Raw genomic sequence first — 21,875 nt, 5'->3', positions numbered from 1 at the left:
ATGCGAGTCGGCATCGTCACCGAGACCTACGCACCGGAGGTCAACGGCGTAGCCCTTACCGTCCAGGCGCTCGCCCGCGGGCTCGTCCGGCGGGGCCACTCCGTCGATCTCATCCGGCCGATCCATCCGGATACGCCCCCACTGAGCGACGCCGGCATGGACGTCCTCGCCGTCGAAGGCGCCGCCCTGCCCCGCTACGCTGGCCTCCGCTTCGGCCTGCCCGCCCGCTTCCGCATCGAACGCCGCTGGCGCGCCGACCGCCCCGATGCGATCTACGTGGCGACGGAAGGCCCGCTGGGCTGGACCGCTGTCAGCGCCGCTCGTCGGCTCGGCATCCCTGTCGCCACGGGTTTCCACACACGCTTCGATTTCTACGTCGGCCACTACGGCTTCGGTGCCCTGACCCCCATCGTCCGCCGCTACCTGGCCCGCTTCCATCGCCGGGCGCAGACGACCCTCGTACCGACGGGCCAGCTCGCCAGCGAGCTCAACGATCTCGGTGTCCACGACGTGCGCGTCCTGCGACGTGGCGTCGATACCGCGCGCTTTCATCCGGAGCATCGCGACGAGGCCCTGCGCGATAGCTGGGGTGCCAGTCCCGACACGCCGGTGGTGCTGAGCGTCGGGCGCGTGGCGTCGGAGAAAAACCTGCATGTGGTGATCGAGGCTTACCGCGCACTGGCCCGTCGTGTGCCCCACGCGCGCTGTGTCATCGTCGGCGACGGCCCGGGCCGGGCGGCACTCGAAGCGGCCAACCCGGATGTGATCTTCGCCGGCACGCGCCGTGGCGATGAACTGGCCGCGTTCTACGCCAGCGCCGATCTCTTCGTCTTTCCCAGCCTCACCGAAACCTTCGGCAATGTCGTGCTCGAGGCCATGGCCTCCGGCATTCCGGTCGTCGCTTACGCCGAAGCTGCCGCACGCGAGTTCATCCGCAACGGCCAGAACGGCATTCGCGTCGCGCCTGGTAACGAAGGCGGCCTGATCGAGCGCGCGGCCACCCTGGGTGCCGATGCCACCGTGCGTACGGCCATGGGGCACGCCGCACGCGCTTCTGTCGCCAGCCTCTCGCCCGAGTCGGTCGTCAACGACTTCGAAGCCATCATGCGATCCCTGTCCGAGGAGAATGTCCATGAACGGAGCACCGCCGTCGCCGCGTAGGGCGAGCCTCGATCGCCGCATGTGCGTCGCCGCCAATCGCTGGGGCGCACGTCGGGCGATCGGGATCTTCTTCGGCGCCATCAGCCGGCTCGGCGATGGCGTCTTTTGGTATTCGCTGATGACGGTCATCGCGCTCGTCGGCGGCTGGCGTGGCGTCGCTGTCGCCGTGCAGATGGCCGTCACCGGCCTGACCGCGCTGATGCTTTATCGCGTACTCAAGCGCTGGACGCGTCGTMCGCGACCGTTCCGCACCTGCCCCGGCGTCATCGCCCACGTGCCGCCGCTCGACGAGTTCAGCTTCCCGTCCGGGCATACGTTGCAGGCCGTGGCTTTCACTGTTGTCGCGGTGGCGCACTACCCGATCCTCGCGCCTTTCCTGATCGGCTTTGCGGCGCTGGTCGGCGCGTCTCGCGTGGTGCTTGGCCTGCACTATCCGAGCGATGTGCTGGCCGCGACCGCGATCGGCGCGGGGCTTGGTACGCTGTCGTTGTGGGCGGAGCGCGTGTTGGTTTGACGCCAGGCCAACCAGCGGTTTATGCCGACATACAAGGATGATGCGAATCACGATGCTTTGCTCCGGACTTACCGGAGCAAATCGTGGTCAAGAAAGGATTCGAATTCGTTTCCGCAGCAGCCAAGCGAGATTTTCGCTCATTGCCTACGGATGAGCAGATGGCTTTCCTGTCTGACTTCGACTCGCTTCAGCAAGGACTTCCTCCCTCTTCGTCCGAACGCGCGCTATAAGGAACTCATGGGACGCTTACGTACGAGAAGCTAACGCGCCTAGACGTACTCCACAGCGCGAGCCTCGATCCGACCGACAGGCTCCGGCTCGAACGACACCATGACGCCTACGCGGATTCGCCCCATGTAACCGTTGAGGGTTGCGGAGGACAACGCCGTGATCTTGCCAGTCATCAGCTCACTCACTCTTGGCTGCGGCACGCCGAGCACCTCGCCAATGTCCGCCTGACTCATGCCCTTTGCCTTGAAGTATTCGCGGAGCGTGGCCATGACCCGGGACCGGTACTGGAGGTCAGCGGCCTCGGCCGGGTCATCCGTGATCGCATCGAAGGGATTCTCATAGCGAAGCCGATGCGGGTCGTTAGGGATATTCGACATAAGAATCTCGATATACGGTTTTCTGTATATTAACGACAAGGCGCTGCTCGTCAAGGTGCGCGCCCTGAAGGCTTTTCGACAGTTTGTGTCAGCGATCGCCCTGGGCGATGCCCAAAACGCAAAAAGCCCGACTGAGTCGGGCTTTTTGCTATCGCCGCTGAAGCGGCTCCCACACATTCACGTCACGCTGCGGCGCGGGGCGCCTTCTGCATGATGCCCAGCATCGCGCCGAGCTTGTCGCGCATTTCGCGGCGATCGACGATGACGTCGATGGCGCCGTGCTCGACGAGGAAGTCGGGACGCTGGAAACCTTCCGGCAGGGTCTCGCGCACGGTCTGCTCGATGACGCGAGGGCCGGCGAAGCCGATCAGAGCCTTCGGCTCGGCGACATTGATGTCACCCAGCATGCCCAGGCTCGCCGAGACACCACCGGTGGTCGGATGGGTGAGCACCGAGATGTAGGGCACGCCGGCGTCGCGCATGCGTGCCAGCGCGGCCGAGGTCTTCGCCATCTGCATCAGCGAGAACAGGCCTTCCTGCATGCGTGCGCCACCCGTGGCGGCAAAGCACACCAGGGCGCTTTTGTCGGCCAGGGCGCGCTCGGCGGCGCGGGCGAACTTCTCGCCGACCACCGAACCCATCGAGCCGCCCATGAAGGCGAACTCGAAGGCGACCGAGACCACCGGGCGATCCAGCAGGCGGCCGGACATCGCGATGAGCGCGTCCTTCTCGCCCGTGGCTTTCTGCGCCGCGGTGACGCGATCCTTGTACTTCTTCTGGTCCTTGAACTTCAGCGCGTCGACCGCTTCCATCTTCGCCCAGAGCTCGGTGGTGCTGCCCTCGTCGAAGAAAGCGTTCAGGCGCACGCGCGCGCTGATCGCGTGATGATGGCCGCACTTCGGGCAGACCATCAGGGACTTCTCGAGCTCGGGCTTGTAGAGGACGGTGCCGCAACCGGCACACTTTTCCCACACGCCCTCGGGCACCTTGCCCTTGTTGTCGCCGGCCGCGCGCTGCTGGGCGCGGGTCTTCGGCGTCATGATTTTCTGCAGCCAGTTCATCGTTCTCTCCGTGGATCCGTTCTAACGCAACGGCCGTTCAGCGCGCGTCGAGCGCAGCGCGGATCGGCGCGAGAAATTCGTGTGCCCTGCCCGCGAGATCGTCTGCCGACGTCGCGCCGGAAAGGCGGTCGACCAGGGCACTACCAATGACCACGGCGTCGGCAAAGGCGCCGATCGCCACGGCACTGGCCGCGTCGCGAACACCGAAGCCGACGGCTACCGGCGCCTTCGACCGGGCCCGGATGCCTGCCACGCGCTCGGCGATGTCGCCGGTGCTCAGCTGGGCCGCCCCGGTAATGCCAGCAAACGACACATAATACAGGAAGCCCGCAGCAGCCTCGCTGAGGGCGGTCAGCCGCGCCGCCGTCGTCGTCGGCGACGCCAGGAGGATCTGGTCGAGGCCCGCTGCCCGGAGCGGTGCGAGCACGTGCGACTCCTCCAGCGGACAATCCACCATCAGGATGCCATCGACGCCCTTCTCGACGGCATCTTCGGCGAACTCCTCGTAACCGTACATCTCGATGGGATTCAGATAACCCATCAAGACGATCGGCGTTTCGTCGTCCGTCTCACGAAATGCCGCGACCCAGGCCAGCACATTGTGCAGGCCGACGCCCTTGGCGATGGCGCGTTCGCTGGCGTGCTGGATGACCGGACCGTCCGCCATCGGGTCGGAAAACGGTACACCCAGCTCGATCACGTCGGCGCCGGCGGCGACCAGGGCGTGCAGCATCGGCACCATGTCATCGGGCGACGGATCGCCCGCGGTGACGAAAGGAATCAGACCGGTGCGGCCGGCGGCCTTCAGCGCCGCAAAACGACGTTCGATGCGGCCCATCAGAGTTCGATCCCTTCACGCTCGGCAATCGTGTGCACGTCCTTGTCGCCACGACCGGAAAGATTGGCGAGCACGAGGCCGTCCTTCGGCAACTCGCGCGCGAGCTTGATCGCCTGGGCGATGGCGTGGCTCGACTCCAGCGCGGCGAGGATGCCTTCGGTACGCGCCAGCAGATGAAAGGCTTCCAGCGCTTCGTCGTCGGTGATGCCGACGTACTCGGCACGGCCGGCATCCTTCAGGAAGGCATGCTCGGGGCCGACGCCGGGATAATCCAGGCCCGCCGAGACCGAATGGGTTTCGACGATCTGTCCGTTCGCATCCGACAACACATACGTACGGTTGCCGTGCAGCACGCCCGGCTTGCCGGCGGCGAGCGAGGCGGCGTGCCGACCGGTTTCGATACCGTCACCGGCCGCCTCGGCGCCGACGATGCGCACGTCGCGGTCGTTGAGGAACGCGTGGAAGATGCCGATCGCATTTGACCCACCACCGACGCAGGCGGTGACGACATCGGGCAGACGGCCGAACTGCTCGAGCACCTGCTCGCGCGCTTCGCGGCCGACGATGGCGTTGAAGTCACGCACCATCTGCGGATACGGGTGCGGCCCGGCGACCGTACCGATGATGTAGAAGGTGTCGGCGACGTTGGTCACCCAGTCGCGCATCGCTTCGTTGAGCGCATCCTTGAGTGTCTTCGAGCCCGAGGTGACCGGCACCACGTCGGCGCCGAGCAGGCGCATGCGGTAGACGTTGATCTTCTGGCGCTCGATATCCACCGCGCCCATGTAGACCACACATTTCAGGCCCATGCGCGCGGCGACGGTCGCGCTCGCCACGCCATGCTGGCCGGCACCGGTCTCGGCGATGATCCGCGTCTTGCCCATGTGCCGGGCAACCAGCGCCTGGCCCACGGTGTTGTTGATCTTGTGCGCGCCCGTGTGATTGAGGTCTTCCCGCTTGAGCAGGATGCGCGCGCCGCCGACATGCGCGGACAGGCGCTCGGCGTGATAGACCGGACTGGGGCGACCGACGTAGTACTTGAGGTCGCGATCGAGTTCGGCGATGAAAGCGGGATCCGTCCGCAGCTTTTCGTACGCGGCGGTCAGTTCGGCGAGCGGCTCCATGAGCGTCTCAGCCACGTAGATGCCGCCGTAAGCCCCGAAGCGCCCATGCGCATCCGGATAGGCGTGGAAATCCGCGATCTCGGTCATTGCCTTCTCGTTATCGTCGTACAGCAGAAATGAAGCGTTCCATCTTAGCCCGATCCTTGATGCCGGGCGACGACTCGATCCCGCTGGAGACGTCCACGGCCCAGGGCCGCGCCACGCGAATGGCTTCGGCCACGTTGTCGGCATCGAGGCCGCCGGCAAGGACCAGCGGCTGCGCAAGATCCTTCGGCATCAACGACCAGTCGAAGCGCTGGCCACTACCACCCTGCTCGCCCAGGCCATGGCCGTCGAGCAGCAGACCGGCCGCACGAGGGAATCGACGCAGCCGCTCGAGCGCACCCGCGCCCTCGCCCATCGCGATGGCCTTCGTATAGCGGACACCGTAGGCAGCGCATGCCTCGTCGGTTTCATCGCCGTGGAATTGCAGCATGTCCGGGCGCAGCACACGCAGCACTTCGTCGATGAACGCCGGCTCGTCGTCCATCACCAGGGCCACGGTCGTGATGTAAGGAGGCACGGCGTCACGCAGACGCGCCGCGGCGGCTGGCTCGACGCAGCGCTTGCTACGCCGCGTCATCACGAAACCGATGGCGTCGACGCCCAGGCTCGCGGCCAGCTGCACGTCGTCCAGGCGAGTAAGTCCGCAAAACTTGATCCGCGTCATAGCGTCACTTCCGGCGGCAGACCCCAATGGGCTTCGTAGAGCGGGCCGAGAAAGGTCAGACCTTCCGCGGGTGCGGTGGCGCCAGCGACCTCGCGATCGCGGCCGGCGAGCAGTTCGGCCATCCAGCCGACGCCCTCCTCGCCGCGCCCGATCCGCAGCAGCGAGCCGACGATGTTGCGCACCATGTGGTGAAGAAAGGCGTTAGCCTCGATCTCCACCACGACGTGGATGTCTTCGCGAAAAACCCGGATCGAGCGCACGTTGCGGCGCGCATGCGCGGCCTGGCAGGAAATGGCCCGGAACGCGGTGAAATCGTGTTCGCCGACGATGGCCTGGGCCGCCTCGTTCATGGCCTCGGCATCGATCTGGCGCCGCTCCCAGGCGACGAAGCGCGCATCGAGGGCGGGACGAACGAAACGCGGCAGGATACGGTAGCGGTACCGGCGGGCCCGCGCGGAGAATCGTGCGTGGAAGTCATCCGGGACCGGCTGCGCCCAGGTCACCGCCACCGCGTGTGGAAGGTTGGAACAGGCACCGAGGATCCAGCCACGCAGGTCGCGCACCACCTCCGTATCGAAGTGCACGACCTGGCAACGACCATGCACACCGGCGTCGGTACGGCCGGCGGCAGTCACCTCGATCGGCGTGTGGGCCACAAAGCTGAGCGCCTGCTCCAGCGAACCCTGCACGGTCTTCGCATGGCTCAGCCGCTGCCAGCCGAGGAAGTCGGTGCCGTCGTATTCGACGCCAAGGGCAATACGCATGGGGCGGTTCGGTGCGGTGGAAACCGTGAAGGGTAGCACCCTGCCCCCAGCGGCACCCAACGGCACCCCATGTGGGAGCCGCTTCAGCGGCGATAGCCAGGCTGCGGAGACAAAAAAAGCCCCGGTGGCGACCGGGGCTTCTGGGAAGAGCATCGCCGATGAATCGACTCCCACAGGTAGGGAATCGCCGATGAATCGGCTCCTACAGGGGGCGGGGCGGAGAGGGTCAGACGATGTCGTTGAGGATCCGCTTGGCGGTGTCTCGCTGCATCTGCGTGCCTTCCGACATCACTTCATCGAGCATGAGGCGGGCGCCCTCGGCGTCACCCATGTCGAGGTAGGCGCGGGCCAGGTCGAGCTTGGTGTCGACCGGGTCGTCGCTGAAGCTTTCCGGGTTATGGTCGGCAAGCGGCTCTTCGTCGGGGAAGGTCGGCTCGTCGAAACGCGGAAGGTCGTGAGCGGAGGTGGCAGCCGCTTCGGTCTCGTCATTGAACGACCAGGAGGCGCGGTCGTCGCTGACCGGCACCGAGTCGCTCGCACCATGCCCGGCCGAACCGTGTGCCAGTGCCTCGCTGTAGAGCGAATCCGGCGCGTCGGCGTCGAAGACACCCGGTGCGTTCGGACGCCGCTCGGCCTCGGCGCGCTGTACCGGCGTCAGGTCGAAATTGAAGTGATATTCGCTGTGCTTCTGCGGCGTCGGCACGGCCGGACGATCGTCCTCGTCCGCACCCGTCACGTAGTTGCCGAGGTCGAACTGCTCGACGGCGGCCACATCGTCTACAGCGTGAACCGCGCCCGGCTTGTAACGGTCATGGTCGTCGGGAAGGCGATCCTCGTGATCGTACGGATCATCGATCTCGTCCACCGGCACGCCACCGAACAGCGGGTGACTAGGGGCGAGGTCCTCGCCCATCGTGACCACTTCGCGCCATTCCGGCTGCTCCGGGTCGGCGACGTGGGCGAACATCGCCTCGGCGGCGGCTTCGAAGTGCTCGACGTCGCGGCGACCGTAATACAGGCTCACCAGCTCCAGGTGCAGGCCGATGTCATCCGGGTGCTCGGCCAGCGCGTCGAGGATCTCGCGCTGGTCCTGGTCCATGGCATCGTTGTGGCCGAAGGTGTCGAAGTTCGGCTCGCGGGCGAAACGATCCGCCAGCGAGGCCGAGGCCGGACCGGCGACGACCGTGGTCTTCTTGCGGCCGAATACCGCGGCAACCAGGAGCAGGAGGATGACGATCGCACCGCCGCCCCATGCCCAGGTCTGCAGGTACCAGGGATCGTCCTCGACGACCGTCGGCGGCGTGACCTTGTGCACGGGCGGCTTGGCAGCCGGCGCGGGAGTCGCCGCGACCGGCGTCTGAGCCGGCGCCTGAACAGGCGTCGTGACGGCCGCGGGAGACGACACGGTCGCCGCATGGGCGGGCACGACCGGGGCCGCGGTCACGACGGCAGCCGTCGCCGGCACGGCCGGCGTGGCGGCCGGTGCTACCGGAGCGACGGCCTGCGCAGGCGTTGCCGCCGTGGCGGCCGTTGCCGGCTGCCCTGCGGCCTTGCGCGTTTCCGCCAGCTTGCGCTGAAGCTCGGCGATCTCCGAGTCCTTCAAGCTGATCAGGCGCTGGTTCTTGGTATTGATCTCTTCGAGGTCACCGATCCGCGACTTCAGCTCGGCGCCCTGCTGCTTGAGCGAGACGACGGATTCCTGCGAGGTGCTCAGCTCCTGCTTCAGGCCAGCCACCTGGGCATCGCCTTTGCCGTCCTTGGTACCGGCGCGGGTGGACGCAGCGTCACCGCCTTCCTTCGAAGGGACGATGGCGAGGCGATCGTTAGCGGGCGCCGCCGCCTTGGTCGGCGCCTGCGCCGCACCCGTGGAGGCGGCGTCGGCGACCACGGAGGGCGAACGAGCCGTTCCCGAGCGCCATGCCTCGTTCTGGCGGCGCACTTCGGCGAGCGCCGCCACGGCCGACTGGGCCTGGACGTCGTCGGCGGAAGGAATGCGCAGCACGGCGCCGGTCTTCAGCGCATTGATGTTGTCGCGGTAGAAGGCGTCCGGATTGGCCTTGTGCAGCGCCAGCAGCACCTGGTTGATATCGGCGCCACTGGTGTGGTCGCGAGCGATCGTCGAGAGGTTCTGACCGCGCTGAACGGTGACCGAGCCATCGCTCGATGACGCAGCGGCGCGGGCCGGAGCCGGAGCCGGAGCCGGCGTCGATTCGCTATGCGAAGCACGCGATTCGCTGGCCCGTGCAGGCACGCGGGACGGCACGTCCGAGGTGCGCGATGGCCTGGCCGCAGGCGCACTGGCCGTCGTGCCGACCGTGGACGCCAGGGTACCCGGCGGGTCGAGGAGCATCGTGATCTCCCGGACGACCTTGTTGCCGTCGGTGGAGACCTCGACCAGGAAATCGAGATAGGTATCGCGCACAGGGGCGGAACTGGTCACCTTGATGACCGGCTGGCCGCTGGCGTTTTTGGCCACCACGAAGGTGAGCGCCACCGGCAGGCCGCCGCGGTTCAGGCCCGCGCGCGCGAACGCCTCTTCCGAGGCGAGGGCGACATGGACGTTATCGATCTTGCTCGATACGCCAGTCAGTGGGATTTCCGCTACCAGCGGCTGGTCCATGGTCGAGCGCACCTGGACCGGGCCCAGGTCCTGCGCCAGGGCATGACCGCCCCCCGTGGCAAGCGCCAGCATGATCGACAGCTTCAACGTACGGTTCATCACTCGCTTCCCCCGAACTAATACCATGCTGACGGCACGCCTCTTTCGGGCGGTCGGCCGCGAAGGCGCCACTGTAGTGCACCCCAGCAACAACTAACAATAGCGAGTACGGGCAGTTACGCGACAACGTTGAGTCGGTCGCGAGGCCTGTACACGCCCCCCTTACATGTTATGGCTTGCGCTGGGCATCCAGCTCGCGCTCGAGTTCGGCGATTTTCCGGTCCCGATCGTCCAGCTGGCGGCTTGCGGCATGCGTATCGGACTCCAGCGCGTCAACCCGGGCCTTGAGCTGCTTCACGTTGGCGTCCTCGGCCTTGGCCTCCCCATGCACCGCCGCGACCTTGGCACGGGTCACGGCGGCTGGGTCGGCCTGCGCCGCCTTCGTCTGGGATTGCTGGGCGGCGGTCGCCAGGGGCGAGAGCACAACGAGCAGGCAGGCGATGGCGGCGCGATGGTTCATTACAGATAGTCCTCGATCAGGATCTCCGCGATCTGTACGGCGTTGAGTGCCGCACCCTTGCGGATGTTGTCGGAGACGACCCACAGGTCGAGCCCGCGGTCGTGGGAAATGTCTTCGCGGATGCGGCCGACGAAGACCGGATCCTTGCCGGCGACATCGCCGACAGGCGTCGGATAGCCGCCCGGCTTGCGTTCGTCCTGCACGACCACACCCGGTGCGGCTTCCAGCAGCTCACGGGCGCGCTCGGCGGTGATCTTGTCGCGGGTCTCGATGTGCACGGCCTCGGAGTGGCCGTAGAACACTGGCACACGGACCGCCGTCGGGTTCACCTGGATCGATGGGTCCTCGAGGATCTTCCGGGTCTCCCAGACCATCTTCATTTCTTCCTTGGTGTAGCCGTTGGGCTGGAAGTCGTCGATCTGCGGGATGACGTTGAAGGCGATCTGCTTGGGAAACTTGGAGGTCTCGACCTCCTGGAAGTTGAGCATCTGGGCGGTCTGCTTGCCCAATTCCTCCAGGCCACTGCGACCGGCGCCGGACACCGACTGATAGGTAGCGACATTGATCCGCTCGATGCCCGCCTCGCGGTGGATCGGCGCCAGCGCCACCAGCATGCCCATGGTCGAGCAGTTCGGATTGGCGATGATCCCGCGCACCGTGTACTGGGCGATGGCATGCGGATTCACTTCCGAGACCACCAGGGGGATGTCGTCCTGGTAGCGGAATTCGGAGGTGTTATCGATCACCACGGCGCCAGCCGCGGCGGCGCGCGGCGCGTGCTCCCGGCTGACCGACCCGCCGGCCGAGAAGAAGGCGATGTCCACGCCCTCGAAATCGTATTTGGCGAGATCCTGGACGATGTAAGGTTTTCCGGCGAAGTCGACCGTGCCGCCCGCCGAGCGCTCGCTCGCCAGGGGCACCAGTTCGCTGACCGGGAAGTCCCGCTCGGCGAGGATCGAGAGGAGGGTTTCGCCGACCGCGCCGGTCGCACCCACCATGGCCACCTTGTAACTCGTCTTCTTGCTCATTTTCGCTTTCGTCAGGGCGTGGAGAAACAGGTCAGCTGGCGTCGGCCAGCGCACCCGGATTGATGATCGTGGGTGGCCGGCCGGCGTGAGGACCATGTCCGAACGCCGCCAGCACATTGTCCACAGCCAGCGCCGCCATATCGCGACGTGTGTCGCGACTTGCGCTGGCGATGTGCGGACTGAGCACGATATTTTCGATTTTCAGCAGATCGGGGTGCACCGAGGGCTCCCCTTCGAACACATCGACCCCCGCCGCGGCAATGGTGCCGGCAGCGAGGGCACGGGCGAGCGCGACATCGTCGACGATGCCGCCGCGGGCGATATTGACCAGCACCGCCGTCGGCTTCATGGCCTTCAGTTCGGCCTCGCCGATCGCGTGGCGATTGGCCGGCGTGTAGGGCAGCACGAGGATCAAATGATCGGACTGGGCCAGCAGGCTGGCCTTGTCGACATAGGTCGCGGCGCATTCGCGCTCGAGCCCGGCATCGAGCCGTGAACGATTGTGATAGATCACCCTCGCCCGGAAACCGGCGGCGCGGCGGGCGATGGCCTGGCCGATGCGGCCCATGCCGAGGATACCGATGGTCTTGCCGTGGACATCCGCGCCCAGCCAGCCCTCGAACCGCGAGCCATGCCACTGGCCATCGCGCAGCCAGCGCTCGGCCTCGCCGACGCGACGGGCCGCGGCAAGCATCAGCGCCCAGGCGTAGTCGGCCACCGTCTCGTTGAGGACGTCGGGCGTGTTCGAGGCACCGACGCCCGCCTGGGTCAGGGCATCGATGTCGAGGTTGTTGTAGCCCACGCCCAGGTTGGCCACGAAGCGAAGCTTCGGGGCACCCTCGAGCACCTTGCCATCGATCTTGTCGGCGAGGCCGACGATGGCCGCGTCGCTATCGGCGAGACGCTCGGCGAGTTCGGCGGCGGAGAAGGCGCGTTCTTCAGGTTCGGCGCGCACGTCGAAATGCTCGCGCAGGCGGTCGACGATATCGGGGAAGAACGGCCGGGAGATCCAGACTTTCGGCTTAGTCATGCGATGCGCCCTGAAGCGTTCCGGGGATGCGCGGCGGTACCGCGCCGACGTCGCCGCACTGGGCGCGGTGGCGCAGGGCCTGGTCCATCAGGACCAGGGCGAGCATGGCTTCGACGATGGGTACCGCGCGAATCCCGACACAGGGATCGTGGCGACCCTTGGTGACGACGTCGGTCGCTTCCCCCGCCCGGTCCACGCTGCGGCCGGGAATCAGGATGCTCGACGTCGGCTTGAAGGCCACCGAAACCACCACGGGCTGGCCCGAGGCGATGCCGCCGAGGATCCCGCCCGCATGATTGGACAGGAAACCGTCGGCGGTCATTTCATCGCGGTGCTGGCTGCCCCGCTGGGCCACGGCGGCGAAACCGTCACCGATCTCCACGCCTTTCACCGCATTGATCGACATCATGGACGCAGCCAGTTCGCCGTCGAGCTTGCCGTAGATAGGCTCGCCCCAACCCGCCGGCACGTTGTCCGCGACCGCGGTGACCCGGGCACCCACCGAGTCGCCCGACTTGCGCAGGGCATCCATATAGGACTCGAGTTCGGGAATCTGCGCGGCGTCCGGCCAGAAAAAGGGACTGGTTTCGATGGCGGCGGCGTCGAACCCGCGGGGCACGACCTCGCCGATCTGCGAGACATGGCCCTGGACGGTGACGCCGTAACGCTCGGCCAACCATTTCTTGGCCACGACACCGGCGGCGACGCGCATGGTCGTCTCGCGCGCCGAGGAACGGCCGCCGCCGCGCGGATCGCGCACGCCGTACTTCTGCCAATAGGTGTAGTCGGCGTGGCCGGGACGAAACGTCTCGAGGATGTTGCCGTAATCCTTGCTGCGGGCATCCGTGTTGCGGATTAGCAAGGCGATCGGCGTACCCGTGGTGACGCCTTCGTAGACCCCCGAGAGGATCTCGATATCGTCCGCCTCCCGGCGCTGCGACGTGTGTCGCGAGCGTCCGGTGGCGCGCCGTTCGAGATCGGCACGGAACTCACCGGCATCGAGCGCGAGGCCGGGAGGACAGCCGTCGATCACACACCCGATCGCCGGGCCGTGGCTTTCGCCGAACGTGGTGACGGAGAGGAGCTTGCCGAACGTATTGGAGGACACGGTGCTTCCGATAAGGGTTTAGTTTCTCGCGGCGCGCGCAGCGGCGATATCAGCGGCATGCTCGAGCAGGTCGCGGCGCTCCAGCGCGAAGATGCCCATCTGGCCGACCTTGAACTCCAGCCAGACGAAGGGCAGGCGCGGCAGCAGCGCGACCAGCGCATGCTCGCTATCGCCCACTTCGACGATCAGCAGGCCATCTTCGCTGAGATGGTCGGCGGCTTCGTCGAGGATGCGCAGCGTGATGTCCAGTCCATCATCGCCGGATGTCAGGCCGAGGACCGGTTCATGGCTGTATTCGGCCGGCATGGCGGCGTATTCGTCATTCGTGACATACGGCGGGTTGGACACGATGAGGTCGTAGACCTCGCCCTTCACGCCATCGAAGAGGTCCGACTTGATCGCCCGCACGCGGTCTTCGGCGTGCTGGAAGGCAATGTTCTCGTTGGCCAGCGACAGGGCGTCGTCGCTGACGTCGACCAGATCGACCTGCCAGTCGGTGTTGTACTCGGCCATGGCGATGCCGATGCAGCCCGAGCCGGTACAGAGGTCGAGCGCGCGTTCCACGTGACGGTCGTCCAGCCACGGGGTGAAGCGGCTCTCGATCAGTTCGGCGATGGGCGAGCGCGGCACGAGGGCACGACGGTCGCTCTTGAACTTGAGGCCGGCGAACCAGGTCTCGCCCACCAGGTAGGCCACCGGCACGCGCTCGGCGATCCGGCGCTCGATCAGCGCCAGGACCTTCTCACGCTCATCGGACACCAGCTTGCCGGCGCCATAGGCCGGCGGCAGGTCCGGCGGCAGGTGCAGTGCGGCCAGGACCAAGTGTGTGGCTTCGTCGATCGGATTGTCGTGGCTATGCCCGAAGGTCAGGCCGGCGGCCGAGAAACGGCTGGCGCCGTAGCGGATGAAATCGATGATGGAGGACAGTTCGCTGGTCACGGGCGGGGGCTTTCGGTGTGGCTGGCTCGTGAGTATAGCGGCCGCAGCGAGGCTGAGCCGCCTGGCATGGCTTTGGCAGGAGCCGATTCATCGGCGATGGGTGCTCGCGTGGCTTGGGTAGGAGCCGATTCATCGGCGATGGGTGCTCGCGGCATGCTAGCCAGCAGTACGCTGGCCCGCTGCCGCGGGATCGCCGATGAATCGGCTCCTACCGGGACCGCGTGTCGTTACCGGCGCTAGGGCCGGGATCGCTCGTGGCTGGCCGGCCGTCCTCGTGATGGCCCGCGAAGCGTCGCAGGTAGCGAGGGACGTCTGGCATCGTGATCGCAATGTCGTACCAGGCCGCGCTGGCGGAAAGCTCGAGAGTGAGCGTTCCGCGGGCCCCGGGCGCGAGGGTGAGCGTTTGACCTTGCCCGCCGGCGTAGGCGTTGGCGACCCGGCAATCGACCGGCTTGGGGCCAGAATTGGTCAGGACCACCTCAACGGCACGCGCGCCTGCCACCCCGTGAACGCTTGCCTCGAGCGTGTCATCGGTAAAGCCACGCATGGCCGCGAGGTACCCGTTGGGCCCATGGACACGGCGGTTATACGCATCGCCCGCGCGCGCCAGCTTCCACTCGTCGGCGATGCGCTGGCGGGCACTGACCGCGTAACGACGCGGAGCAGCCTCGCGATCCAGTCCGTCATAGACAAGAAACGCCGCGCCGTTGACACCGGTATTGGTGATGGCGATGCGGCTTACGCCCCCTTCGAGACGGTGCTCGATGGTCCACGCGTAGCCGAGCGCTCGCGCCGGGCGCACGCCGGCCTCCTGCGTCGGCATCGACTGTGCGGAGGGGACGTGGATCGGTGCCTTCCCCACTGAACCTTCCGGCAGGGCGATCCTCGGCACATGGCGATCCGTCGTCCCGGCAAAATCGAACGCGCTGGTCAGGTCGCCACAGATCGAGCGACGCCAGTTGCTGATATTCGGCTCCTCGACACCGAAGCGCTTTTCCAGGAAGCGCAGCACCGAGGTGTGATCGAAGGTCTCCGAACACACCCAGCCGCCGCGTGTCCACGGCGACACGACGATCATCGGCACGCGATTGCCCAGGCCGACCGGCTGCTCGCCACCCGGGTCGCTGCCTGGAACCAGAGGCGCGACGATGCGTGGGTGGGCATCGAGATCCATGATCTCTTCGCCAAGACCCGCGACCAGGTCATCCGAGACCACGCCGCCGCCCCCCTGCCCGCTCTCCAGGGGCGGCGCCGGTGGCACGACGTGGTCGAAGAAGCCGTCGTTTTCGTCGTAGTTGAGGAACAGCACGGTGCGGCCCCACACCGTCGGGTTCGCCGTAAGGGCATCGAGCACGCTGCGGATATAGAACGCACCGTCCGCGGGCGACGAGGTCGGATGTTCGCTGTACTTGTACGGTGCGACGATCCAGCTCACCTGCGGCAAACGATCATGCCGCACGTCGTCGCGGAGTTCGCGCAACGTGTGCGTCGACACCCCGTTGCGCACCAGGGGACCCGTCGGATCGGCGCCTTCCTTCACCTGGTACCGGGCGAAGAATTCGAGCGAGTTGTCCGTGTAGTTGTCCGTTGGCGATCCCGGCTCGCCCGTGCCGCCCTGGTAAATCCGCCAGCTTACGCCCGCTTTTTCGAGACGTTCCGGATACGTCGTCCACGTATAGCCGTTGGTGCCGGGACGCTCCTCGCTACCCGGGCCGTTGTCCTTGCTGCCCAGACGTCCGGACGGATCGGAGGTGCCGCTCCACAGGTAGATACGATTGATCGCCGTATCGGCGAGTGCGGACGCGTGATACGCATCGCAGACGGTGAACGCATCCGCCAGAGCGTAATGAAACGCGGCGTCCTCACGGCGCAGATGCGCCATCGTCAGCACGTCCTGCTTCTGCTCGATCCAGCGATCACTGCGACCGAGATTCCACGCCCCGTGGCCGGTGCTCCAGCCGTGGTCGGTGCCCTCGTGGTGGTCGCCGCTGGCGTGCGTGTCCAGGTGAAAGGGATAGACCCAGGCCACGTCATCGGCCACGCCACGCGATTTCCAGTACTTCGTATGTGTCGTGGCGACGGGCTGGCGCCAGATCGGATCGCCATTGGCCAACTCCACGACACGCGGATCGGCGAAGCCCCGGACACCCCGAAGGCTGCCGAAGTAATGGTCGAACGAACGGTTCTCCTGCATGAGGATGACCACATGGGCCACGTCCGCGATGGTGCCGGTCCGCCGGTCTGCCGGCGTCGCCAACGCACGCGCGATGGACGCCGGTACGCCTTGCGCGATCAGGGACGCGGCTACCGTGGCGCCAGCGGCATGAAGGAAACGGCGGCGATCGCGGGAAACCATGGTTCGACTCAGTCCCTGGCCAGCGATTCGATCAGGGCGGCATGCAGGGCCGGCGTAGCCGCGGCGACCACGCGACCGCCGCTGTCGAGGCCCAGCGCGCGGCCTTCCCAGTCGGTGATGACGCCACCCGCCGCCTGGACCACCGGTGCGATGGCCAGATAGTCGTAGGGCATGAGATTCGCCTCGATCACAGCGTCGATGTGGCCGGAAGCCAGCATGCCGTAACCGTAGCAGTCGCCGCCGAAGCGGCGGGTATACGCCGCCCGGCTGGTCCGGTCGAAACGCGCCCATTCGTCGGCGGTAAACATGTCCGGCGTAGTGGTGTACAGCGTGGCGGCCTCTAGCGTGGTGCATCCGCTCGTGCGGCAGCGTGCGCCGTTCATCGTCGTACCGACGCCGACGTGGCCAATCCAGCGCTCGTCGAGCGCCGGCATATCGAGGATGCCGAGCATGGGGGTGCCGTTGCGAAGCAAGGCCAGCAGCGTACCCCACAGCGGCCAGCCCGAGATGAAGCTGCGCGTGCCGTCGATCGGGTCGATCGACCAGACGAACTCGGCATCGGTGCGGGTCGCCCCGTATTCCTCACCCAGCAGGCCATGCTCCGGCCAGGCGCTGCCGATCCGTTCGCGAAGCATGGACTCCACGCCCCGGTCCACGGCTGTCACGGGACTCATGTCACCCTTCAGGGTGACGTCGACCGGCTGGCGGAAGCGCGGCAACGAGAAGGCGCGTGCATTGTCGGCGATGCCGGTGGCAAACACCTCGAATTCCTTCCGCTCCGCGGCGGACAACGATTCCATCAATGACACTCCCGGGCTGAAAAAAACGTGCGCCATCTAGCGTTTGCACGTTTCGGATTGATGACAAAAACGAAAATTCTTCGCTGGACCGTATGCCCCATGTTTGCAAATATACCCAAATCGCCACACAGATGTGTCATCTTTCAACCTTGGGGACTGGGCCGGCAACCATGCGTGCATACCGCCAAATCGGAAGCGTACTTGCGCTGCTCGCGGCAGGCGGGACCGTGCATGCCGGCGACGTCACCGTTTACTCGGCGCTGGAAAGCGACGAGATAGCCATCTATCTGGCTGCAGCGAAGCAAGCCTTGCCGGATATCGACGTGCACGTGCTCCGCCTGTCCAGCGGCGATCTCGCCGCCCGCTTGCTGGCCGAATCGGCCGAGCCGCGAAACGATGCGATCTGGGGCATGGCCGTCACCGATATGCTCGACCCCCGCATTGCCGCCCTGCTCGAGCCCGTTCACGGTAGCAACATCGACCGGATACCGGCGAGCTTTCGTGGCAGCGACGCCAGGTGGTTCGCGCCCACCGGCTACCTGGCGGCGCTCTGTGTCAACCGCGAGGCGCTCGCCGAGCGCGGACTGCCGATGCCACGTACGTGGCGCGACCTGACCTCACCGATGTATCGCGGCCAGATCGCGATGCCCGATCCGGCCTCCTCCGGGACGGGATACATGGTGCTCTCGTCGCTTTCCGACGCAGGACGCAACGCGGAAGGCATGCGTCTGGTGACCGACATCGCGCGCAATGTCGGTCAGGAAACGCTCTCCGGGTCGGCGCCCTGCAAACTGGCGCGCATCGGTGAGTTTCCTATCGGCATCTCGTTCGCATTCTCGGCCATGCAGTCGATCCGCCAGGGTTACCCGATCACCATGGTGATTCCGGACGACGGCGCCGGCTACGAGCTCGAAGGCTCGGCGCTGATGAAAAACAGCATGCACGCCGTGGATACCCGGCGTTTTCTCGACTGGACCGCCTCGGCCGACGCCGCCGCGCTGTATCGCGGCTTCAAGGAGATCGTCGCGACGCCGGGAAGCGAGCCCACGGACGAACAGCTTCGGCAAGGCCTGCCTGCCCATCTTGTCGCGGCGCTTCCTGCGCGCGACTTCGCCACCGCAGCGCGCGAGCGCGCGGCACTCATTGCCAGATTCAAGCAACTGACGCGCTGACGCGTCGGCTGCCGGGGAGACGAGGGGAATGCATCTTCGCATCGATGACATCGGAAAGGCCTGGAGCGGACATACCGTGCTCGACGGTGTGTCGTTTCATGCCGGCGAGAGCGATTTCGTCTGCCTGCTCGGCCCCAGCGGCTGCGGCAAGACCACCTTGCTGCGCATCGTTGCCGGACTGACCGCGCCCGACCGCGGCCGGGTCATCCTCGACGGCCGCGACATCACCACCCTGCCCGCGCGGGAACGCCGCATGGGCCTGGTCTTCCAGTCATATTCGCTGTTTCCCGACATGACGGTCGCGGCGAACATCGGTTACCCCATGCGTTTGCGCGGCGAATCGCCGGCAGCCATCGCCACGCACACCGGCCAGTGGCTGGAGCGCGTCGGTCTCGGCGCACTCGCCGCGCGTTTTCCCGACCAGCTCTCCGGTGGCCAGCAGCAACGCGTGGCGCTGGCGCGCGCGCTGGCCGCCAACCCGTCCATGCTTTTGCTCGACGAACCCCTGTCCGCGCTCGATCCGGCCATCCGCGGCCAGCTGCGCGGCGAGATTCGCGCGCTCCAGCGTTCGCTCGGCATCCCGACCATCATGGTCACGCATGACCAGGACGAAGCGCTGGCCATGGCCGACACCATCGTCTGCATGAACCAGGGACGGATCGAACAGATCGGTACGCCGCGATGTCTCTACGAGCGCCCAAAGACCCGTTTCGTCGCCGACTTCATCGGCCACGCCAACCTGCTGCCGACGGACTTCGTCCGCGAGACGCTGCCGGCCTTCCTCGAACGCCGTCCGCCCGGTGCGGATGCAACCTTCGAACTCTGCCTGCGACCCGAAGACCTCGTGGTCGATGCCGATCCGCGCGGTGAAGGCGTGATCGAGGACATCACCTTCCTCGGCAACCTGGCACGCGTCAACGTCGCCTGGCGCGGCCGCCGTATCCTCGCCGAGTTGCCCGGACGCAGCCCGCTCGTGCGTGGCGAAGCCGTGTCGATCGACGCCGTCCGCGGCGCCTGGGTGAACACGTGAGCAGCATCGCCATCCCCCGCGCTGTCGCACGCCCACGCGTCGGCGCCGCTCTCTTGCTCGCCCTGCCCGTGCTGGGCCTGCTGTTTTTCTTCGTCCATCCCTTGCTCACCGTGCTCTGGCGCAGCGTCACCGACGCGAATGGCGCGTTCACCCTCGCCAACTACGCGCGTCTGTTCGACGACCCGGGCTTGCCGCGTGCCGCCTTGCACAGCCTGAGCATCGGCGTCGCCACGACGTGCACCACGATGGCGCTCGGCCTCGGCCTGGCGATGGCGCTTCACCGCTCGCGGCTGCCCGGCAAGTTCCTGATCCGCGGCACCCTGCTGCTACCCATGCTTGCGCCGTCCCTCGTGCTCGGCCTCGGGCTGGTCTGCCTGCTCGGTCGCAACGGCCTGATCCATCGACTCACCGGCTTACCCACGGATATCTACGGCTTCTGGGGCCTGCTGATCGCCAATACGCTGTACGGACTCCCGCAGATCGTCATCATCGTGTCGGCCGCGCTCGAACGTACGCCGGCGCGCCATTACGACGCCGCCGAGTCCATGGGCGCCACACCCTGGCGTCAGTTCATCGACGTCACCGTGCCACGCCTGCGCTTTGCCCTGCTCGCCGCGGCCTTCCTCGTCTTCACCGAGACGCTCACCGATTTCGGCAGTGCCGTCGTCGTCGGTGGCAGCTACCGCGTGCTGGCGATGGAAATCTACAGCGAGGTGGTCGGTCAGCTCGACTTTTCGATGGGCGCCACGCTGGGCGTCGTACTGCTCGCCCCGGCGCTGCTCTCGGTGTGGCTCGGCCGGCTCGCCAAGCGCCGGCAGGACAGCGGCGATGCCAGTCCGGGACGCGCGCTGGTTCCTGCCCCGCATCGGCTACGCGACATCCTGCTCGGGGCCCTCGCCGTGCTCGCCCTGGTGCCGGTCGTCGCGGTGGTCGGTACCGTGGCTTATGTGAGCATCGTGAAACTGTGGCCCTACGACCGCACACTCACCCTGGCCAACTACACCGGCGGCATGCCCGATGGCTATGGTCCGGTGGCCACCTCGCTCGGCGTCTCCCTGCTCGCCGCCGTTGTCGGCGTGGTGATGATCTTCGCCCTCGCCGCGGGACTGCGCCGCGCGTCGCCGCGTATCGCGCGACCGCTCCAGGTGCTTGCCTCGCTGCCCGCCGCCGTGCCGGGCATGGTGCTCGGCCTGGGCTACGTACTGACCTTCAACCACGGCGCCCTGTCGGGCTGGTTCTACGGCAGCGCCGCCATCGTGGCCGCGTGCAGCCTTTACCACTATCACGCACAAGCCTTCCTCACGATGCAGACCGGCATGCGCCAGGTGCCCGACGCCCTGGAGGACGCAGTCGCATCGTTCGGCGGCGACACACGCCACGTGCTACGCGACGCGGTCCTGCCCTTCGCCATGCCGGCGGCCGTCTCGGCGTTCTTTTATCTGTTCATGCGCTCGCTGGTGACCCTGTCGGGCGTGATCTTCCTCGTGACACCCGGTCTGGGACTCGCGTCCGTCGCCGTCATGCGACTGGACGAGAACGGGTTCCTCGCCCAGGCCGCGGCGTACGCCATGTGCGTCGTCGTCGCCGGCGCGCTCGCCCTCGGGACGATGCGCCTCCTCCTCCACGTACTCAAGGACCGACGCCATGTGGCATGAAGAACGGCATACCCGAATTCGCGACCTGCTCCGCACCAGCGGCCAGGTGTCGGTCGAACGGATCGTGACCGAGCTGGGCGTATCGCGCGAGACCATCCGCCGCGACCTCGTCGAACTCGCCGAGCGCGGCGAGATCCGTCGCGTACACGGCGGCGCGGTGCTCACCGGTGACGAACCGCCGATCGATGTGCGCCATGCCACCCGCGTACGCGAGAAGCGGGCGATCGCGAAGAAGGTCGCGAGCCTTGTCGAAAGCGGGCAGACCATCTTCATGGACGCCGGCAGCACGATGACCCTGGTCGCCGAAGCGCTCGCCACGCGCAGCGGCCTGACTATCGTCACCAACGCGGTGGACGTCGCCGCACGCTTTGCAGCGCGCACGGGCAATGAAGTCCATTTTCTCGGCGGCCGCTTCAACGCGCAGATCGGATGCACCAACGGCTCGGCGACCATCGCCGAGATCGCCCGCTACCAGCCACACCTGGCGATCCTGTCGCCCGTGGGTATCGAGGCGAAAGCCGGAGCCAGCAGTTTCGAAATGGAAGAAGCCGAAATCGCACGGGCCATGTGCGCGAATGCACGCCGCATCGTCATCGCGGCCGACCACTCGAAGATCGGCGTACGCAGTCGCGTCGCGTGGTGCCCCGCGGATCGTATCGACGTGCTGGTCACCGACCGGCGCTCGGAAAAATCGCGCGCGATCGCCGGCATCGGCAAAGCCATCGGGGAGATCGCCTATGCCTGATCGACCTAGCCCCACCCGCACCACCTGAAACAAGAACGCGCCAGGAAGGCCTGT

Annotated in this window: 20 protein-coding genes; 6 read left to right on the top strand and 14 right to left on the bottom strand. The window is 66.7% G+C overall.

Annotated features, from left to right (window positions below; translation table 11 throughout):
- The gene (locus AC1DYM_RS17335; RefSeq protein ID WP_477340431.1) at nt 1-1,161 is read left to right on the top strand and encodes a glycosyltransferase family 4 protein; all 1,161 of its coding nucleotides are present in this window, start codon (nt 1-3) and stop codon (nt 1,159-1,161) included.
- Nucleotides 1,133-1,675 carry a phosphatase PAP2 family protein gene (locus tag AC1DYM_RS17330; protein ID WP_477340429.1) on the top strand — a complete coding sequence of 181 codons (543 nt, stop codon included), beginning with the start codon at nt 1,133-1,135 and terminating at the stop codon, nt 1,673-1,675. The genes AC1DYM_RS17335 and AC1DYM_RS17330 overlap by 29 nt, the downstream gene beginning before the upstream one ends.
- 269 nt (nt 1,676-1,944) lie before the next feature.
- On the opposite strand, the gene AC1DYM_RS17325 is transcribed toward AC1DYM_RS17330, so the two are convergent.
- From AC1DYM_RS17325 to hisN, 14 genes are all read right to left on the bottom strand, one after another.
- The gene (locus tag AC1DYM_RS17325) at nt 1,945-2,283 is read right to left on the bottom strand and encodes a helix-turn-helix domain-containing protein (RefSeq protein WP_477340427.1); all 339 of its coding nucleotides are present in this window, start codon (nt 2,281-2,283) and stop codon (nt 1,945-1,947) included.
- A gap of 182 nt (nt 2,284-2,465) precedes the next feature.
- Nucleotides 2,466-3,344 (bottom strand): acetyl-CoA carboxylase, carboxyltransferase subunit beta, encoded by an 879-nt coding sequence (gene accD / locus AC1DYM_RS17320; RefSeq protein ID WP_071924995.1) that lies wholly within the window; start codon nt 3,342-3,344, stop codon nt 2,466-2,468.
- Nucleotides 3,345-3,381: 37 nt separating this feature from the next.
- Nucleotides 3,382-4,182 (bottom strand): tryptophan synthase subunit alpha, encoded by an 801-nt coding sequence (gene trpA, locus AC1DYM_RS17315; RefSeq protein WP_477340425.1) that lies wholly within the window; start codon nt 4,180-4,182, stop codon nt 3,382-3,384.
- Nucleotides 4,182-5,393 (bottom strand): tryptophan synthase subunit beta, encoded by a 1,212-nt coding sequence (gene trpB, locus AC1DYM_RS17310; protein WP_046981935.1) that lies wholly within the window; start codon nt 5,391-5,393, stop codon nt 4,182-4,184. The genes trpA and trpB overlap by 1 nt, the downstream gene beginning before the upstream one ends.
- A 10-nt stretch (nt 5,394-5,403) precedes the next feature.
- Nucleotides 5,404-6,015 carry a phosphoribosylanthranilate isomerase gene (locus AC1DYM_RS17305; RefSeq protein WP_477340423.1) on the bottom strand — a complete coding sequence of 204 codons (612 nt, stop codon included), beginning with the start codon at nt 6,013-6,015 and terminating at the stop codon, nt 5,404-5,406.
- Nucleotides 6,012-6,779 carry a tRNA pseudouridine(38-40) synthase TruA gene (truA, locus tag AC1DYM_RS17300; protein ID WP_477340421.1) on the bottom strand — a complete coding sequence of 256 codons (768 nt, stop codon included), beginning with the start codon at nt 6,777-6,779 and terminating at the stop codon, nt 6,012-6,014. Before truA ends, AC1DYM_RS17305 begins: the two co-directional genes overlap by 4 nt.
- A gap of 226 nt (nt 6,780-7,005) precedes the next feature.
- The gene (locus tag AC1DYM_RS17295; protein ID WP_477340419.1) at nt 7,006-9,498 is read right to left on the bottom strand and encodes a motility hub landmark protein FimV; all 2,493 of its coding nucleotides are present in this window, start codon (nt 9,496-9,498) and stop codon (nt 7,006-7,008) included.
- 169 nt (nt 9,499-9,667) lie between these two features.
- Nucleotides 9,668-9,958, bottom strand: a complete 291-nt coding sequence (locus AC1DYM_RS17290) for a hypothetical protein (RefSeq protein WP_477340417.1) — start codon at nt 9,956-9,958, stop codon at nt 9,668-9,670.
- Nucleotides 9,958-10,986 (bottom strand): aspartate-semialdehyde dehydrogenase, encoded by a 1,029-nt coding sequence (locus AC1DYM_RS17285; protein ID WP_477340416.1) that lies wholly within the window; start codon nt 10,984-10,986, stop codon nt 9,958-9,960. The genes AC1DYM_RS17290 and AC1DYM_RS17285 overlap by 1 nt, the downstream gene beginning before the upstream one ends.
- Nucleotides 10,987-11,017: 31 nt before the next feature.
- Nucleotides 11,018-12,016, bottom strand: a complete 999-nt coding sequence (locus AC1DYM_RS17280) for a 2-hydroxyacid dehydrogenase (protein ID WP_477340414.1) — start codon at nt 12,014-12,016, stop codon at nt 11,018-11,020.
- On the bottom strand, nt 12,009-13,124 hold the full coding sequence (gene aroC / locus AC1DYM_RS17275; protein WP_477340412.1) for a chorismate synthase: 1,116 nt from the start codon (nt 13,122-13,124) through the stop codon (nt 12,009-12,011). The genes AC1DYM_RS17280 and aroC overlap by 8 nt, the downstream gene beginning before the upstream one ends.
- 18 nt (nt 13,125-13,142) lie before the next feature.
- Nucleotides 13,143-14,063 (bottom strand): 50S ribosomal protein L3 N(5)-glutamine methyltransferase, encoded by a 921-nt coding sequence (prmB, locus tag AC1DYM_RS17270; protein WP_477340410.1) that lies wholly within the window; start codon nt 14,061-14,063, stop codon nt 13,143-13,145.
- A gap of 208 nt (nt 14,064-14,271) precedes the next feature.
- Nucleotides 14,272-16,419: a phosphocholine-specific phospholipase C gene (locus AC1DYM_RS17265; protein WP_477340408.1), complete on the bottom strand. Its 2,148-nt coding sequence runs from the start codon at nt 16,417-16,419 to the stop codon at nt 14,272-14,274.
- 8 nt (nt 16,420-16,427) lie between these two features.
- Complete coding sequence (hisN, locus tag AC1DYM_RS17260) at nt 16,428-17,219, bottom strand: histidinol-phosphatase (protein WP_477340406.1); 792 nt, start codon at nt 17,217-17,219, stop codon at nt 16,428-16,430.
- A gap of 170 nt (nt 17,220-17,389) precedes the next feature.
- Between hisN and AC1DYM_RS17255 the strand changes: the two genes are divergently transcribed.
- From AC1DYM_RS17255 to AC1DYM_RS17240, 4 genes are read left to right on the top strand one after another with little or no spacing between them, the layout of a single operon-like run.
- Nucleotides 17,390-18,391: an ABC transporter substrate-binding protein gene (locus tag AC1DYM_RS17255; protein WP_477340404.1), complete on the top strand. Its 1,002-nt coding sequence runs from the start codon at nt 17,390-17,392 to the stop codon at nt 18,389-18,391.
- Between the two features lie 28 nt (nt 18,392-18,419).
- A complete protein-coding gene (locus AC1DYM_RS17250; protein WP_477340402.1) occupies nt 18,420-19,421 on the top strand; it encodes an ABC transporter ATP-binding protein in 1,002 nt (333 codons plus the stop codon).
- Nucleotides 19,418-21,076, top strand: a complete 1,659-nt coding sequence (locus tag AC1DYM_RS17245) for an ABC transporter permease subunit (protein WP_477340400.1) — start codon at nt 19,418-19,420, stop codon at nt 21,074-21,076. The genes AC1DYM_RS17250 and AC1DYM_RS17245 overlap by 4 nt, the downstream gene beginning before the upstream one ends.
- Complete coding sequence (locus AC1DYM_RS17240; protein ID WP_046968943.1) at nt 21,066-21,821, top strand: DeoR/GlpR family DNA-binding transcription regulator; 756 nt, start codon at nt 21,066-21,068, stop codon at nt 21,819-21,821. Before AC1DYM_RS17245 ends, AC1DYM_RS17240 begins: the two co-directional genes overlap by 11 nt.
- Nucleotides 21,822-21,875: the final 54 nt, after the last annotated feature.

Source organism: Luteibacter sp. P1_D3, from assembly GCF_056406135.1.
This window is presented reverse-complemented; position numbering and strand designations above follow the sequence as displayed.